The sequence below is a fragment of the Pseudactinotalea suaedae genome, from assembly GCF_009733815.1.
GTDB lineage: Bacteria > Actinomycetota > Actinomycetes > Actinomycetales > Beutenbergiaceae > Pseudactinotalea > Pseudactinotalea suaedae.
This window is the reverse complement of the sequence record NZ_WNXY01000001.1, coordinates 548,355-564,470: the sequence shown is the minus strand read 5'-3', so window position 1 is coordinate 564,470 and position 16,116 is coordinate 548,355. Positions and strand designations below refer to the sequence as shown.

At 72.4% G+C, this 16,116-nt stretch carries 11 protein-coding genes and 4 tRNA genes; 9 read left to right on the top strand and 6 right to left on the bottom strand.

Annotation, left to right across the window (positions count from 1 at the left end):
* Window positions 1–33 precede the first annotated feature (33 nt).
* From GPA04_RS02615 to GPA04_RS02605, 3 genes are all read right to left on the bottom strand, one after another.
* Window positions 34–531: a GNAT family N-acetyltransferase gene (locus tag GPA04_RS02615; protein WP_206674083.1), complete on the bottom strand. Its 498-nt coding sequence runs from the start codon at window positions 529–531 to the stop codon at window positions 34–36.
* A gap of 10 nt (window positions 532–541) precedes the next feature.
* The gene (locus GPA04_RS02610; protein ID WP_156222006.1) at window positions 542–1,594 is read right to left on the bottom strand and encodes a zinc-binding dehydrogenase; all 1,053 of its coding nucleotides are present in this window, start codon (window positions 1,592–1,594) and stop codon (window positions 542–544) included.
* A 95-nt stretch (window positions 1,595–1,689) separates the two neighbouring features.
* Window positions 1,690–1,764: transfer RNA gene (locus tag GPA04_RS02605), tRNA-Val, on the bottom strand.
* A 100-nt stretch (window positions 1,765–1,864) separates the two neighbouring features.
* On the opposite strand from GPA04_RS02605, the gene GPA04_RS02600 reads away from it, so the two are divergent.
* Together GPA04_RS02600 and GPA04_RS02595 are read left to right on the top strand one after the other, a co-directional pair.
* Window positions 1,865–2,836: a phosphotransferase enzyme family protein gene (locus GPA04_RS02600; protein ID WP_156222004.1), complete on the top strand. Its 972-nt coding sequence runs from the start codon at window positions 1,865–1,867 to the stop codon at window positions 2,834–2,836.
* A 198-nt stretch (window positions 2,837–3,034) separates the two neighbouring features.
* Window positions 3,035–3,766 carry a dienelactone hydrolase family protein gene (locus GPA04_RS02595; RefSeq protein WP_156222002.1) on the top strand — a complete coding sequence of 244 codons (732 nt, stop codon included), beginning with the start codon at window positions 3,035–3,037 and terminating at the stop codon, window positions 3,764–3,766.
* 40 nt (window positions 3,767–3,806) lie between these two features.
* Here GPA04_RS02595 and GPA04_RS02590 read toward each other — a convergent pair whose 3' ends face one another.
* Together GPA04_RS02590 and GPA04_RS02585 are read right to left on the bottom strand one after the other, a co-directional pair.
* A complete protein-coding gene (locus GPA04_RS02590; RefSeq protein ID WP_156222000.1) occupies window positions 3,807–4,652 on the bottom strand; it encodes an aminotransferase class IV in 846 nt (281 codons plus the stop codon).
* Window positions 4,653–4,670: 18 nt separating this feature from the next.
* Window positions 4,671–5,717, bottom strand: coding sequence for a chorismate-binding protein (locus GPA04_RS02585; protein WP_241680542.1), 1,047 nt, complete (start codon window positions 5,715–5,717; stop codon window positions 4,671–4,673).
* Window positions 5,718–5,860: 143 nt separating this feature from the next.
* Between GPA04_RS02585 and GPA04_RS02580 the strand changes: the two genes are divergently transcribed.
* The 4 genes from GPA04_RS02580 to GPA04_RS02565 all read left to right on the top strand — a co-directional run bounded on the left by GPA04_RS02580 (window position 5,861) and on the right by GPA04_RS02565 (window position 8,362).
* A tRNA-Gly gene (locus GPA04_RS02580) sits at window positions 5,861–5,932 on the top strand.
* Window positions 5,933–5,961: 29 nt separating this feature from the next.
* Window positions 5,962–6,032, top strand: a tRNA-Cys gene (locus GPA04_RS02575).
* 5 nt (window positions 6,033–6,037) lie between these two features.
* Window positions 6,038–6,109, top strand: a tRNA-Val gene (locus GPA04_RS02570).
* A gap of 57 nt (window positions 6,110–6,166) precedes the next feature.
* Window positions 6,167–8,362 (top strand): DEAD/DEAH box helicase, encoded by a 2,196-nt coding sequence (locus GPA04_RS02565; protein ID WP_156221998.1) that lies wholly within the window; start codon window positions 6,167–6,169, stop codon window positions 8,360–8,362.
* A gap of 19 nt (window positions 8,363–8,381) precedes the next feature.
* Here the strand turns inward: GPA04_RS02565 and GPA04_RS02560 are convergent, their stop codons facing one another.
* Entirely contained in the window at window positions 8,382–10,682 is a 2,301-nt protein-coding gene (locus tag GPA04_RS02560) for an FdhF/YdeP family oxidoreductase (RefSeq protein ID WP_156221996.1), read from the bottom strand.
* Window positions 10,683–10,804: 122 nt separating this feature from the next.
* On the opposite strand from GPA04_RS02560, the gene GPA04_RS02555 reads away from it, so the two are divergent.
* From GPA04_RS02555 to glgX, 3 genes are read left to right on the top strand one after another with little or no spacing between them, the layout of a single operon-like run.
* Window positions 10,805–12,913, top strand: coding sequence for a HelD family protein (locus tag GPA04_RS02555; protein WP_156221994.1), 2,109 nt, complete (start codon window positions 10,805–10,807; stop codon window positions 12,911–12,913).
* Between the two features lie 18 nt (window positions 12,914–12,931).
* Window positions 12,932–13,822 carry a formate dehydrogenase accessory sulfurtransferase FdhD gene (fdhD, locus tag GPA04_RS02550; RefSeq protein WP_156221992.1) on the top strand — a complete coding sequence of 297 codons (891 nt, stop codon included), beginning with the start codon at window positions 12,932–12,934 and terminating at the stop codon, window positions 13,820–13,822.
* A 16-nt stretch (window positions 13,823–13,838) separates the two neighbouring features.
* Window positions 13,839–16,115: a glycogen debranching protein GlgX gene (gene glgX, locus GPA04_RS02545; protein ID WP_156221990.1), complete on the top strand. Its 2,277-nt coding sequence runs from the start codon at window positions 13,839–13,841 to the stop codon at window positions 16,113–16,115.
* The last annotated feature ends 1 nt before the right edge of the window (window position 16,116 follow it).

Genomic DNA, 16,116 nt, shown 5'->3' with positions numbered 1-16,116 from the left:
GGCCCCTCGCCCCGACGCGCGCCGGCGCGCTCGTCAGGACGGGCTGGTCCGCTGGTACATCGCGACGTCGATCCACCGACCGAGCTTGTGCCCCACCTCGCGCAGCAGCGCGGCGCGCTCGAACCCGAGGCCGCGGTGCAGCCGCTCGCTGGCGTCGTTGGGCAGCGCGACCACCGCGAGCACCGTGTGCACGTCCGGGTCGGAGTCCAGCCGCGCGAGCAGCGCGGAGTACAGGTCCCGCCCGATCCCGCGGCCGCGCGCCGCCGCGTCCAGATAGATGCTGACCTCACGCGTGGCGCGGTAGGCCGGCCGCGGGCGGAACGAGCCGGCGTAGGCGTAGCCGAGCACACGCCCCTCGTCCTCGACCACGAGGATCGGGCTGGCCGCACCCTCGACCAGGCGGGTGAGGACGCTCATACCGAGGGGCTCGATGTCGAACGTGGTGATCGCGGTGAGCACCTGCTCGTCGTAGATCGCTGCCATGCTCGGGATGTCGGCGGCGGTCGCGTCGCGGACGAGTGACGGTGGCACGGAGGTGACCCTAGAGCCGACGGGGGTCGATCACCGTCATCCCGACCGGTGCTGCCGTGTCCATGGCGGGGAGCAGGACCGCCGCCTCCTGGAGGGTGACGACACGCTCGACCAGCCTGGACGGGTCGAGGGTCCCCGCGGCGACGAGTCGCAGCATCTCCGGGTAGTCGGCCGCGGACATGCCATGGCTGCCGAGCACGTCGAGCTCCCAGGCGATCACGCGGTCCATCGGGAGCCGAGGGTGTCCCTCGAGCGCCGGCAGCAGGCCGATCTGGACGTGGCGACCGCGGCGGCGCAGGCTGCGGATCGCCGTGCTCGCGGCGCGCTCGCTCCCGACGGCGTCGACCGCCACGTGCGCACCGCCACCGGTGAGCTCCTGGAGCCGGGCAGCGACGTCGTCGGCCTTGCCGTCACCGTCGGCGTCGATGGTCTGCTCGGCGCCGAGCTCGCGCGCCAGCAGCAGGGCCGCCGGGGTGGGGTCGATGGCGACGACCCGCGCCCCCAGCGCGGTCGCGATCATCACGGCCGAGAGGCCCACGCCACCGGCCCCGATCACGCTGACCCACTCCCCCGGCTGCACCCGGGCGCGCGCGACCAGCGCGCGATACGCCGTCGCGAACCGGCACCCGAGTGCGGCCGCCGCCTCGAGAGCCACGCCGTCGGGGACCCGGACGAGATTGGTGTCCGCGGCGTGCAGCGCGACCCGCTCGGCGAACGAGCCCGCGTGCGTGAACCCGGGCTGCTGCTGGTACGGGCACACCTGCGCGTTGCCGCCCGCGCACCACGCGCAGCGACCGCACCCCTCGACGAACGGTGTCGTCACGCGGTCCCCGGGCGCCCACGCCTCGACGCCCTCGCCCACCTCGACCACGACGCCGGCCAGCTCGTGACCGCCGATGTGCGGCAGCGGGACGTCCTCGTGCCCGACCCAGGCGTGCCAGTCGCTGCGGCACAGACCGGTGGCCCGGACCTCGACGACCACACCGCCCGCCGGGACCTCGGGCTCCGGCACCTCGCGCACCGTCACCGGCCCCCGGTGGTGGTCGTAGACGAGTGCGCGCACCTCGCCAGCCTAGGGACCGAGGCGGTGTGCACGAGAACCGGAGGCCAGCACCCAGGCCCGGAAACGACGAACGGCCCCCTGCGGGGCCGTTCTGGTGGTGGGCGATACTGGGTTCGAACCAGTGACCTCCTCGGTGTGAACGAGGCGCTCTACCACTGAGCCAATCGCCCGAGTCCGTGCTCGGTGCCCTTCCGGGCGAGCACCGATGCTACCAGCGGTGCGGACCCGCTCCGAACGCACCACTCGGTCGCCTCTGATTAACCTCGGTGCATGTTCGCGCCTGGTCTTGCCATGCTCTGGGAGCCCACCGACCCGACGACGGCGCTGGTCGAGCGCTTCGGTCTCGCCGATCTCGACAGCGCGACCCGGTGGCTCTCCGCCGCGCTGCTCTCGGGGTGGGGCCTGCGCGCCGCCGGCGTCGAACGCATCCTGATCAGCGACGTCAACGCTCTCGCCTGGGTGCACACCGAGGACGCCACCGTGGTCGTCAAGGTCTCTTCCTTCGTGCCAGGTTTCGCGCGGCTCGACGACATCGCGGCGCTGGTCGGCGACCTCGAGGCCGACGGCCTCCCCGTGGCGGCACCGCTGCCGGCGCTGGACGGTCGGCGCCGTCGCGTGGTCGAGTCCGATCGCCCGCTCTCGGTCGCCGTGCACCCGATGATCGACGGCGACCTCCTGGACGTCGACGACGTCACCGCCGTCGGTGCCACCGGCGAGGTCGTGGGCAGGCTGCACGTCGCGCTCGCGGCGGTCGACCCCGCGCCGTTCGGCCATGGTCCTCGCGAGATCACCGGCGACCTGCGTGAGCACATCGCCTCCGGCCGGGAGTCCCTGCCCGAGGCACGGGCGCCGCGGGCGTGCGCCCGCCTGGGCGACCTCCTCGAGACCCTGCCCGACCTCGACGTCCCGCCCCAGCTCGGGCACGGTGACGTCCGCGGCGCGAACGTGCTGGTGCGCGACCACCAGGTGGCGGCGCTGCTCGACTTCGACGAGGTCAGCGTCCGCCACCGCACGGCGGAGGTCTCCCTCGGCGCGGTGCTGCTGGCGACCGAGTTCCGGCGCTGGCCCCCGGCACCCCTGGCGGCGCAGCGTGCCTTCCTCGACGGCTACGGCGGCGTCGTCCCGCTCACCGACGCCGAGCACGGCTGGTCCGAGGCGCTGCGGCTGTGGTTCGGCCTCACCCAGATCCCCGCCGGGGACGACCCCGCGGGCTGGGCCGCCGCGGTCGAGCAGAGCGTCTGAGGTTCGCACCGGCCGCGGCGGACCCGAGAAAACGCTGTGCATCGGCCGCCTCGGCGTCGCTAGCCTCGCCGAGCCGTGAGACGCGACGAGGAGGTGATTCCCATGACGGGATCGACATGGGTGCTCCGCTGCGAGGACACGGTCGGGCGATAGGTCGTCCCGGAGCGCCGCCCTCGAGCACTCCCGAAAGGTACGACCATGCACCTCCTCTCACACCGCCATCTCGAGCACGGTGTCGGCGAGCGCGCCTTCGCCGTCGGCGAGATCCCCGGCATCCTGTGGACGCCGCCGACCCAGCCGGCGCCATTGATCCTCATGGGCCACCCCGGCGGGCTCGGCAGCATGTACCCGCGACTGGTGGCTCGGGCCGTGCGCGCCGCGGCAGACGGTTTCGCGACGGCTGCCATCGAGCTTCCTGGCGGCGGTGAGCGGCCCCGCATGGCCGGCGCCGAGCACGCGCGCGCTGATCTGCGCCGCGCCCTCGCGGCCGGTGAACCGGTCGGCGCGATCGTCGACCGGCTGGTGCTGCCCCTCGTCGAACGGGCGGTCCCGGAGTGGCAGACGGTGCTCGACGCGCTCCTCGCGCTGCCCGATGTGAGCGGCCCGGTCGGCTTCTCCGGCGGACCGATCGCCATCGGCATCCGCCTCGCGCTCGTCGAGCCACGCATCGCGGCGGCCGGGCTCTTCGCCGGGAGCTTCGTTCCCGCGGTCATGCTCGGCGAAGCACGCCGAATCACGATCCCCCTGCACGTGCTGCTGCAGTGGGACGACGAGGGGAACGACCGGCAGGCGGCGCTGGATCTGTTCGACGCCTTCGGCTCGCGGGAGAAGACCCTGCAGGCCAACATGGGGGGCCATGCCGGCGTCCCTGCGTTCGCCGGCGACGACGCGGCTCGGTTCTTCGCGCGGCACCTGACGGCAGGGTCCTGATCGGGTCGATCCGGGATCGCGGCCCGGTCACCCGTCCGCCTTACGGGTCGATCTCCTCCCGGCTGCGCCGGTCGAACTCCTCGGCCATCGCGAGCGTGAGCGGACCGGGCTCCATCTCGCGGTCGTCGACCGCGACGATCGGGGTCATGCCGCGGGTGCTGGAGGTCAGCGCCGCGTGCGCGCTCTCGTGGATGGCGGCCAAGGGCCGCGCCTCCTCGCGGACCTCGATACCGGCGTCGGCGGCCCACTCCAGCACGAGCGCACGCGTCACGCCCGCGAGGCAGCCCGAGTCCAGCGGCGGCGTCACGAACGCGCCGTCGACCTCGAGGAAGACGTTGGTGCCCGTGCCCTCGCACAGCTCGCCGCGCGTGTTCGCGAAGATCGCCTCACCGGCGCCTCGCTCTTTCGCGTGCGCCAGCGCCACCACGTTCTCCGCGTAGGAGGTCGTCTTGAGTCCTGCGATCGGCGACCGCTCGTTCCGCACCCACGGCACCACCGCCACCCGCACCGGACCCGGCGCGCGGGCGCTGCCGGCCGCCACGATCAGCGTGCCGTCCGCACCGCTGCGGTCCGAGCCCAACGGCCCGTAGCCCGCGGTCCACGTGATGCGGAGCCGGCCGAGTCGGCCGCCCTGGTCCCGCCACCGCTGCTCGACGGCGGCGATCGCCTCCCGCACCCGGTCCTCGTCGGGTGCGTCCAGACCCAGGCCCCGTGCCGACCGCTCCAGCCGCCGCAGGTGCCGCGTCAGCGCGAACGTGCGCCCGTCGAGCAGCTCGCAGGTCTCAAACACGCCGTCGCCGACCGTGACGCCGTGGTCGAGCGCGGACAGCAGCGGCGTGCGCGGGTCGTGGAACTCGCCGTCGACGTACAGCAGGAGGTCGCTCATGACGCCAGCCTGCCCCGTTCAGGCCTGCGACGCCAACGACACCAGCCGGGCGGCCTTCAGCTCGGTCTCGGCCCACTCCTGGTCGGGGTCGCTCCCCCAGGTGATGCCGGCGCCGGTCCCGAACCTCAGCTCGCCGTCGGCCCACCAGAAGGTGCGGATGCCGACCGCGAGGCGTGCCCGGCCGCGGTCGGCGTCGATCCATCCGATCTGACCGCAGTAGGGACCGCGCGGCGCGGTCTCGAGCTCGTCGATGATCCGCAGCGCCGACGACTTCGGTGCCCCGGAGACCGAACCGGGCGGGTGGGCGGCGGCGAGCAGCGGCGCCCAGCCGGTCGGGCCGCCGTCGAGCAGGCGACCTCGCACCCGCGAGACCAGGTGGACCAGGCCGGGGTGCTCCTCGACCGCCAGCAGGTCGGTCACCTCGACCGTGCCCGGGACGCACACACGCTGGAGGTCGTTGCGCACCAGGTCGGTGATCATCACGTTCTCGGCACGGTCCTTGGGCAGCAGACCCGACGGCGTCGCCGCGGTGCCCTTGATCGGCCCGGAGCTGACGATGCCGTCGGCGACCTCGAGCGAGAGCTCGGGCGAGGCGCTCACGACCCACGAGCCTGGGCCGGCGACGCCTCCGGCGGGGATGTCGATCAGCGCCGCGTAGGGCGCCGGGTTGCCGGTCGCGAGCCGCACGGCCAGACCCACGGGGTCGGGCCGCACCGGCACCGGCGCCGCGAGCACGCGGCAGATGTTCGCCTGGTAGACCTCGCCCTCGGCGATGTCGGCGCGGACCCGCTGCACCGCCGCGACGTACTGCTGCCGCGAGAGTGATGTTCGCCACGCGTCCCGTGGCGGCCCGTGCCATCGCTCCGGACCGCGCGTGACCTCGTCGGTGGCGCGGACCTCGGCGAACCGCCAGGCGTGCCACGGCCCGTCGAACTCGGCGACCACGACCCACCAGCCGCCACCGGACAACGCGTCGGGCTGCTCACGCAGATCCACGTGCTCGAGCACCCGCTCGGCCCGCACACCACGGAACCAGGCACGCGGCACGCGTGGGGCGATGGTCACGCCGCCACGCTAGTCAGCCGCGACTGGTGCCCGCCCGACGTCCACCTGGCAACACGCCGCCGGGCCCGGTTGGACGACGCCGCGATACGTGGGCTAAAGTCGACGCCGCACCACCGAGAGGGGAAACCCGCCCGGTGACGCACGCGGATGTGGCTCAGTGGTAGAGCATCACCTTGCCAAGGTGAGGGTCGCGGGTTCGAATCCCGTCATCCGCTCGAAATCGGCGGCCCAGCAGGGCACACCTGGTGGGTTGGCCGAGTGGCGAGGCAGCGGCCTGCAAAGCCGTATACACGGGTTCGAATCCCGTACCCACCTCGCACGGGCGATTGGCGCAGCGGTAGCGCGCTTCCCTGACACGGAAGAGGTCACTGGTTCGATCCCAGTATCGCCCACACTGCTAGGAAGACGAGCTCTCAGCTCACCGGCAGCGACCCACCCGCGCGCCGTTCATGTGCGCGCCACAGTGCTGTCGGGCGGACGTGGCCCGGCATAGTGGAGACATCTTGCCCAACGGCTCATCCCAGGCCCGCCTGCTCGATCGCCGCGCCGCGCGCGGCGACGACGCCGCGCCCATCATCCCGATCCTCGCCCGCAAGGTGCGTGAGGTCGAGGCTAAGGCTGCCCGCGGCAAGGTCGGACCGACCAACCGCACCCGCTTCCAGGTGATCGCGCTGCTGGTCCGTGAGGAGCGTGCCCGCGTCAAGTCGGACACGAACCTCTCGACGGCGGCCCGCACCGAGCTGCTCAAGCGCCTGGACGGCGTCGCGACGATCCTGGCCCGCACCGCGGCGCGGGACACCTCGCTGCTGACGCTGCTCGACCCCGCCACCACGCCCGGGCCCGCCGCGCAGCGCATGCGCCTGGACTGGCTCCTCGACTCCGGCGCCCAGTTGTCGCCCGAGGAGATGGAGATCAAGGCTCCGCAGATCAGCCGCCCCACGGTGGTCCCCGCGGCGCTGGCCGACCGTCAGGTCGTGCCGCCCTCGGTCAAGCGCCGGCTCAAGGCGACCCCGTTCCTGGCACCCGCCATCCAGGCCCCCGAGCGCCCGCTGACCGGCCGCCTCAGCGGCTGGGACCTGATGGAGCCGCTGTACCGCTCGTTCGAGCAGGGCGCCGGCGGTGGCGCGGCCACCATGGACCTGCCGCCGCTCCCCCGCTTCGAGCACTTCTCCCCGCGCGGCCGTGAGCTGATGCCGCACCAGGTCGAGCTGCTCGAGGCCGTACGCCGAGGTCACCGCACCTTCCTGCTCGCCGACGAGCCCGGCCTCGGCAAGACCGCCCAGTCGATCCTGGCGGCCTCGGTCGCCGGCGCGTTCCCGCTGCTCGCCGTCGTGCCCAACGTCGTCAAGATCAACTGGGCCCGCGAGGTCGAGCAGTGGACGCCGTCGCGCAAGGTCACGGTGATCCACGGCGACGGCGACACGATGGACGCGTTCGCGGACGTCTTCGTGGTCAACTACGAGATCCTCGACCGCCACCTGTCGTGGCTGATGCGGTTCGGCTTCCGGTCGATGGTCGTCGACGAGGCCCACTTCATCAAGAACCTCTCCTCGCAGCGCAGCCAGCACGTGCTCGCGCTCGCCGAGCAGATCCGGCAGACGAGCCCCGGTGGCAACCCGCTGCTGATGGCGCTGACCGGTACGCCGCTGATCAACGACGTCGAGGACTTCCACGCGATCTGGAAGTTCCTCGGCTGGGTCGAGGACAACCAGCCCGCGCCCGCGCTGATGCGCAAGCTCGAGGCGATCGGGCTCACGCCCGCGGACCGCGGCTTCTACCCCGAGGCGCGCGCCGCGGTGATCTCGATGGGCATCGTGCGACGGCTCAAGTCGGAGGTCGCCCAGGACCTGCCGGCGCGCCGGATCGCGGACCTGCCCGTCGAGCTCGACGACGACCTCGGTCGTTCGATCCGGCAGGCCGAGCGCGAGCTCGGTGCCCGGCTCGCGCAGCGGTACCACCGGCTGTGGGAGACCCGTCACGGCGGCGAGGCCGAGCCCTTCGAGCCCGATCTCGACATCATGCGGTCGGTCGCGACGGCGGAGCTCGAGTCCTCGCGCAACGCCAGCGGCGGCGGCGAGAACGTCTTCACGATGGTGCGCCGCATCGGTCAGGCCAAGGCGACCCTCGCCACCGACTACACCGCCCAGCTGGCGCGCTCGGTGGGCAAGGTCGTGTTCTTCGCCAAGCACATCGACGTCATGGACACCGCGGAGCGGCACCTGGCGGAGGCCGGTCTGAAGACCGTCTCGATCCGCGGCGAGCAGACCTCCTCGGCACGTCAGAAGGCGATCGACGCGTTCGCGAACGACCCCGAGGTCGCCGTGGCGGTGTGCTCGCTGACCGCGGCCGGGGTGGGGATCAACCTGCACTCGGCGTCCAACGTCGTGCTCGCCGAGCTGTCCTGGACGGCGGCCGAGCAGGGTCAGGCGATCGACCGCGTGCACCGCATCGGTCAGGAGCAGCCGGTCACGGCGTGGCGGATCCTCGCCGCGCACACGATCGACACCAAGATCGCCGAGCTCATCGACGCCAAGCAGGGCCTCGCGGCCCGCGCTCTCGACGGCGACGACACCGAGATCGTCTCGACGACCTCGGTCCAGCTCGACGCGCTGGTCCACCTCATGCGCGAGGCACTGACCCGCTAGCCCCGCTGGCGCGGTCCGCTCACCGAGGCTCGAGACGCACGACGACGGACTTCGAGGTGGGTGTGTTGCTCCCCTTGGCCACCGAGTCCAGCGGCACCAGCACGTTGGTCTCCGGGTAGTACGCCGCAGCGCACCCGACCGCCGTCGGGTAGGCGACGACACGGAACCGCTCCGCGCGGCGCTCCACGCCGTCGCGCCACTCAGACACGAGGTCGACGACCTGGCCGTCGGCCACACCCAGCCGCTCGATGTCGAGCGGGTTGACGAGGACCACGCGGCGGCCGTGGTGGATGCCGCGGTACCGGTCGCTGTCGCCGTAGATCGTGGTGTTGTACTGGTCGTGGCTGCGCAGCGTCTGCAGCAGCACCCGTCCCTCGGGAAGGGCCGGGTAGGTGAGCTGGTTGACCTGCAGCTGGGCGCGGCCCGACGGCGTCGGGAAGGAGCGGCTGTCGCGCGGCGGGTGCGGCAGCACGAAGCCTGTCGGCTGGTCGAGCCTGGACTCGTAGTCCTCGAACCCGTCGACCACGGCCTCGATGTGGCGCCGGATCAGCCGGTAGTCCCCCTGCAGCGCCGCCCAGTCGAGCACCGGGCCGCGCGTCGCTGCCTTCTCCCGCGCGAACAGCTGCTGCGCGATCCCGGCCACGATCGCGACCTCGCTGCGCACGTGAGGCGAGGGCGGCGTGAGCCGACCCACCGAGGCGTGCACGGCGGACATCGAGTCCTCCACGCTGACCCGTTGCGGACCGCTCGCCTGAACGTCGGCATCGGTGCGGCCCAGCGCGGGCAGGATCAGCGCGCGCCGCCCGGTGACCACGTGCGAGCGGTTCAGCTTGGTGGAGACCTGCACCGTGAGCCGGCACCGGCGGGTCGCCGCCTCGGTGACGTCGGTGTCCGGGGTGGCGCGCAGGAAGTTGCCCCCCATCGCCATGAACACCCCGACCTTGCCGTCGCGCATGGCGCGGATCGCCTGCACGGTGTCGTACCCGTGGTCGCGCGGTGACGCGAACCCGAACTCGGCGTCGAGGCGGTCGTGGAAGCGCTCCGGCATCCGCTCGAAGATGCCCATGGTCCGGTCGCCCTGCACGTTGGAGTGGCCACGCACCGGGCACACACCCGCGCCGGGTCGGCCGATGTTGCCCTGCAGCAGCAGCACGTTCGCGATCTCCGCGATCATGGCGACGGCGTGCTCGTGCTGCGTCAGGCCCATCGCCCAGCAGACGATGGTCGCCGGCGAGCGGACGAACTCCTCACCGAGCTCGCGGACCTGGGCCTCGGTGAGCCCGGTCGCCGTCCGGATCTCGTCCCAGGGCACGGTGCGCAGGTGTGCGAGGTAGGGCTCCAGGCCGTCGCAGTACCGCTCGAGGAAGTCCCGGTCGAGCACCTCCGAGGACTCCTCGTCGCGCTCCAGCAGGTGCTTCGCGATGCCGAGGAACAACCCGAGGTCGCCGCCGAGGCGGATCGGCAGGTGGAGGTCGGAGAGCTTCTCACCGCGTCCGGCGAGACCGAGCGGCGACTGCGGGTCCTTGAACTCGATCAGCCCGGCCTCCGGCAGCGGGTTGACCGAGACGACGCGCGCGCCGCGGCGCTTCGCCTTGGCCAGCGCCCCCAGCATGCGCGGGTGGTTGGTGCCCGGGTTCTGACCGGCGACCACGATCAGCTTGGCGTCGTAGATGTCCTGCAACGACACCGAACCCTTGCCGACGCCGATGCTCGCCGTGAGCGCCGCCCCCGAGGACTCGTGGCACATGTTCGAGCAGTCCGGCAGGTTGTTGGTGCCGTAGCCGCGCACCATCAGCTGGTAGGAGAACGCCGCCTCGTTGGAGGTGCGGCCCGAGGTGTAGAACACCGCCTGGTCCGGACTGTCCAGCGCCTCCAGCTCGTCGGCGATCAGGGTGAACGCGTCGTCCCAGGTGATCGGTCGGTAGTGGGTGGCGCCGTCGTCGAACACCATCGGATGGGTGATCCGACCCTGCTGACCGAGCCAGAAGTCGTCCTGCCGTGCCAGGTCGGCGAGGCTGTGCCGGGCGAAGAACTCCGGGGTCACGAGCCGCGTCGTCGCCTCCTCGGCGACCGCCTTGGCGCCGTTCTCGCAGAACTCGGCCGGGCTGCGGTGCTCGGGGTCCGGCCAGGCGCAGCCGGGGCAGTCGAACCCGTGCTTCTGGTTGACCCGCAGCAGCGTCTGCGCGGTGCGCACCGGTCCCATCTGGGTCAGCGCCACCTGCATCGCGTGCGTGACGGCGGGCAGCCCGACGCTGGTGACCTCCGGCTCGACGACCTCGAGCTCCGACTCGTCGATCCCGCTCCTGGGTGCCCGGCTCACGTCTCGAATCTAGCCCCCCGGGCAGCTTGTGGTGGGAACACCCGCGCGGCGCCGGGCGTTGGCACCTCGGCCCATCGCGCAGCTGCCCTCGGGCGCTGGGCGTCCCCTGCGAACGGAGACCCGTGCCTGAGACCACCGATGCCACCGTGAACGCCCTTCGCGAGGAGCAGGACTTCCTCGATCTCGCCGATCGCCGCCGCCGCGACCTGCTCGCGGAGCTGCGCACCCAGCTGCGCGCGCCTGTCCAGGACCGGACCGACCAGCACCGCCGAGCGCTGCTCGCCGCCCGGCTGCGTGCCCTGACCGAGGCCGACCACGGCCTGGTGCTGGGGCGGATCGACACCGTGGACGCCGCCACGCACCGGATCGGCCGGATCGGTGTGCCGCGCGCCGACGGCGGTGAGCCCCTCGTCCTGGACTGGCGCGCCGAGGCGGCCCGGCCGTTCTACACCGCGACCGCGCTGGAACCGCAGGGCCTGGTCCGCCGCCGTCACATCCGCACCGAGGGTGCGCGGGTGATCGGTGTCGACGACGAGGACCTCACGCGCGACGGCTCGGCCGGTGGGCTGGTGGGCGAGGCGGCACTGCTGTCCGCGCTCGACGAGCGCCGCACCGGCCGGATGGGCACGGCCGTCGCGACCCTGCAGCGCGAGCAGGACGCGATCGTGCGCGCACCCGCGGACGCTCCGCTGGTGGTCCAGGGCGGGCCCGGCACCGGCAAGACGGTCGTGGCGCTGCACCGCATCGCCTACCTGTTGTTCGCCCAGCCGGGCATCGCTCGCCGGGGCGTGCTGCTGCTGGGACCCTCGCGGCGGTTCCTGCGCTACGTGGAGCAGGTGCTGCCCGCCCTGGGTGAGACCGCCGTGGTGTCGACGACCTGCGACGCGTTGGTTCCGGGCGCCGCCGTCGAGCGGTCCGAGTCCCGGGTGCTCGCCGAGATCAAGGGCCGCGCCCTGTGGTGGGACGCGATCGTGGGCCACGTCCGCAGCCTGGTGCCCGCCGCCGCGGACCTCGTGCTGGTGCTCGACGGCGAGCGGTACGAGATCTCCCAGGCTCGCGTCGCCGCCGCGCTCCGGTCCTCGCTCGCCGGTGACCGCAGCCTGCTCGCGGCGCGCGGGCTCGCCTTCGCGGCCCTGCACGACGCGCTGGTCGACGCCGTGGTCGAGCGGACGACCACGCTGCTGAGCACGGTGGAGGAGGGCTTCGAGGACATCCTCGGCAGCGTCGACTCCGCACTCGCGCGCTCCGACGACCGTGCGGTGCGCACCGGAGCCAGCAGCAGCCAGGTCGACGGCGAGCTCTCCGAGGCGGACATCGAGGACCTGCGGGTCCGGGTCGAAAGCGACACCCGGGTGCGCGCGGCGCTGGAGCGATGGTGGCCCGAGCCCGCCCCGCGGGCGGTGCTGCAGGCGCTGCTGCACGACGCTCCGACGCTGGGCCGCGCGGCACGCGGGCTGACCGCGGCGGAGGTCACCGCCGTGGTGGCCGAGCCCGCGGGACTGGCACCGAGCGACATCCCGCTGCTCGGCGCGGTCACGGCGCTGATCGGGACGGCAGATGTCGCGGTCGACGACGCGGCGCCGTTCCTGGCGGCGCGCGCCTCGGCCGACCACGGGTGGACCTACGGCCACGTGGTCATCGACGAGGCGCAGGAGCTGTCCGCGATGCAGTGGCACATGGTGAGGCGACGCTGTCCCACCGGCTCGCTCACCGCCGTCGGGGACATCGACCAGACCGAGGCGCCGCACCGGCACACCGACTGGGAGGGTGCCCTCTCCCCCGCGCTCGGCGACCGCTGGCGCCGGGCTGACCTGTCGATCTGCTACCGCACGCCCCGCGAGGTGATGGCGCTGGTGCCGCCGATCCTCGACCGCGCCGGGAGCAGCAACGAGCCGCCGCGAGCGGTGCGGTCATCCGGCCGAGAGCCGCGCGAGGTGACGGTCGCGCCCGCTGGTCTCGTCGGCCTGGTGGCGGCCGAGGTCGCTGCCTGGGAGCGGGAGTACGCCAACGGCAGCGTCGGGGTCGTGGCCGCCCCCGCGCACCTCGACCCGCTGCGCGCCGTGCTGCCGGGGCTCCCGGTGGTCTCGGCGCTCGAGGCGAAGGGACTGGAGTGGGATGCGTGCGTGGTCGTCGACCCTGCGGGGATCGCCGACGAGCCGCGCGGGTGGAACGCCCTGTACGTGGCGGTCACCCGGTGCACGCAGGCACTGCTCCAGGTCCACGTGGGCTGACCGTGGTAGACACCAGGGATGGCCAGGACCACGCGTCGATCGCCCGCGGTGCGGATGCGCGCCGACGGCACGTCGACGAGCCGGCCTGACACGCTCGCCGGCGAGGAGCCGCTGGAGATCCGGGTCGACGGCGAGCAGTGGCTGGTCACCATGCGCACACCGGGCGGCGACGTCGACCTCGTGCACGGCCTGCTGCTGGCCGAGGGCATGATCACCCACGCCGACCAGGTCCGGCGCGTCACCTACGGGCCCGGGGTCCAGGCCGGTGGGCTGCTCGACTACAACACGATCGACGCCGCGCTCGATCGTGGGGCCGGCGCGCGGGCGCCGGCGCGGCGCGAACGCGCGGTGTACGTCTCGGGATCCTGCGGGATCTGCGGGACCTCGTCCATGGAGGCGGTGGCGCGCGCGTCGAGCTTCCCGGTCGCCGACATCACGTTGGAGGTGCCGCTCGGGGTGCTGCTCGGCCTGCCCGGTGTGCTGCGTGGCTCCCAGCAGCTCTTCGATCGCACCGGCGGCTTCCACGCGGCGGGCTTGTTCGACCGTGACGGGCGCCTGCTGTGCGTGCGCGAGGACGTGGGTCGGCACAACGCCGTCGACAAGGTGCTGGGGTGGGCGCTGCGCGAGGGGCAGGTACCGCTGCGCCGTGCGGTGCTGCAGGTCTCCGGGCGGCTGTCGTACGAGCTGGTCCAGAAGGCGTCGATGGCCGGGGTGGCCGTGATCGCCGCCGTCAGCGCACCGAGCGCCGCCGCCGTGGAGCTGGCCCAGGAGGTCGGCATGACCCTGGTCGCGTTCTCCCGCACCGAGAGCCTGTCGGTCTACAGCCGACCCGATCGAGTGATCTCGGTCACGACGGGCCCATCCGCACCGCCGGCGGAGGGAGATCGTTCCCAGAACGACGCATCCTGATGCGATCCTTACGCTCATGCAGACCTGGCCCGGACACCCCTACCCCCTCGGTGCGACCTACGACGGCAGCGGGACCAACTTCGCGTTGTTCTCCTACGTCGCCGACGCCGTCGAGCTCTGCCTGGTCGACGACGGCGAGGACGGCACCCCGACCGAGCGCCGCATCGAGCTGACCGAGGTCGACGCGCACGTGTTCCACGCCTACCTGCCGGGCATCGGTCCCGGGCAGCGGTACGGCTTCCGCGTGCACGGGCCCTACGACCCCGCGAACGGTCACCGCTGCAACCCGGCCAAGCTGCTGCTCGACCCGTACGCCCGCGCGATCGACGGGCAGATCGACGGCGACGAGTCCCTGTTCTCGTACCGTTTCGACGACCCGACCGCAGCCATCTCCGCGGAGGGGCTGAACGAGGACGACTCGCTCCCCCACACGATGACGTCGGTGGTCACCACGCCGTTCTTCGACTGGGGCCACGACCGGCCGCCGAACCACGACTACGCGAACACCGTGATCTACGAGGCCCACGTGCGCGGCATGTCGAAGCTGCACCCCGAGATCCCGGAGGAGATCCGCGGCACCTACGCCGCGCTGGGGCACCCCGCGATGATCCAGCACCTCCAGGAGCTGGGCATCACGGCCATCGAGCTGATGCCCGTGCACCAGTTCGTGCAGGACCCGCACCTGCAGGAGCGCGGGCAGCGCAACTACTGGGGCTACAACACGATCGGCTTCTTCGCTCCTCACAACGAGTACGCGGCCTACGGCACCCGCGGCGAGCAGGTGCAGGAGTTCAAGGGCATGGTCAAGGCCCTGCACGAGGCCGACATCGAGGTCATCCTCGACGTCGTCTACAACCACACCGCCGAGGGCAACCACCTCGGACCCACGCTGTCCTTCCGAGGCATCGACAACGCGGCGTACTACCGGCTGGTCGACGAGGACCAGGCGCACTACTTCGACACCACCGGGACCGGCAACTCGCTGCTGATGCGCAGCCCGAACGTGCTGCAGCTGATCATGGACTCGCTGCGGTACTGGGTGACCGAGATGCACGTCGACGGCTTCCGCTTCGACCTCGCGGCCACGCTCGCGCGCCAGTTCCACGAGGTCGACCGGCTGAGCGCGTTCTTCGACCTCGTGCACCAGGACCCGGTCGTGTCGCAGGTCAAGCTGATCGCCGAGCCGTGGGACCTCGGGCCGGGCGGCTACCAGGTGGGCGGCTTCCCGCCCCTGTGGACCGAGTGGAACGGCGCGTACCGCGACACGGTGCGGGACTTCTGGCGCGGCGAGCCCTCCACGCTCGGCGAGTTCGCGAGCCGGATCACCGGGTCATCGGACCTGTACGAGCACACCGGGCGCACGCCGATCGCGTCGATCAACTTCGTGACGGCGCACGACGGCTTCACGTTGCGCGACCTCGTCTCCTACAACGAGAAGCACAACGAGGCCAACGGCGAGGGTGGCAACGACGGCGAGTCGCACAACCGGTCGTGGAACAGCGGCGTCGAGGGCCCGACCGACGACCCCGAGATCACCGCGCTGCGCGCGCGCCAGCAGCGCAACTTCCTGACCACGCTGCTGCTCTCGCAGGGCGTGCCGATGATCCTTCACGGCGACGAGCTGGGCCGGACGCAGGGTGGTAACAACAACACCTACGCCCAGGACAGCGAGATCTCGTGGATGAGCTGGGACCTGGACGAGGACCAGCGCGACCTGCTGGAGTTCACGCGCTCGCTGATCGAGCTGCGACGCGATCACCCGGTGCTGCGGCGGCGCCGCTTCTTCAACGGCTCCAGCTCGCACACCGAAGGGCTGCCGGACCTGCCCGACATCGCGTGGCTCGACCTCACGGGTGACCCGATGGATGCCGAGGCATGGAACACCTGGTACGCGAAGTCGGTCGCCGTCTTCATCAACGGCGAGGCGATCGACGAGCCTGACGACCGCGGCCGCCGGGTCGTGGACGACTCCTTCCTGCTGCTCATCAACGCCGACGCCTCCGACCTCACGTTCGCGCTGCCGGAGGCGAGCTACGGCACCACCTGGCACGTGGTGCTGAGCACCGACCGGGAGGCCGAGCACGCCGAGGAGTACGCGGCGGAGGCCGCGGTCCCCGTGACCGCGCGCAGCATCACGGTGCTGTCCCGGCCGCCGCAGGACCCGCTCCTGTCCCCCGACCGGGCGGTCGCACCGACGTCGTCGCGCGGTACGAACGCACACGGGACGACCTCGATCGAGAACCCGGCGAGCCAGACGCCGGAGGCGCCGACCACGCCGGGCCAGGGAGCCTGAC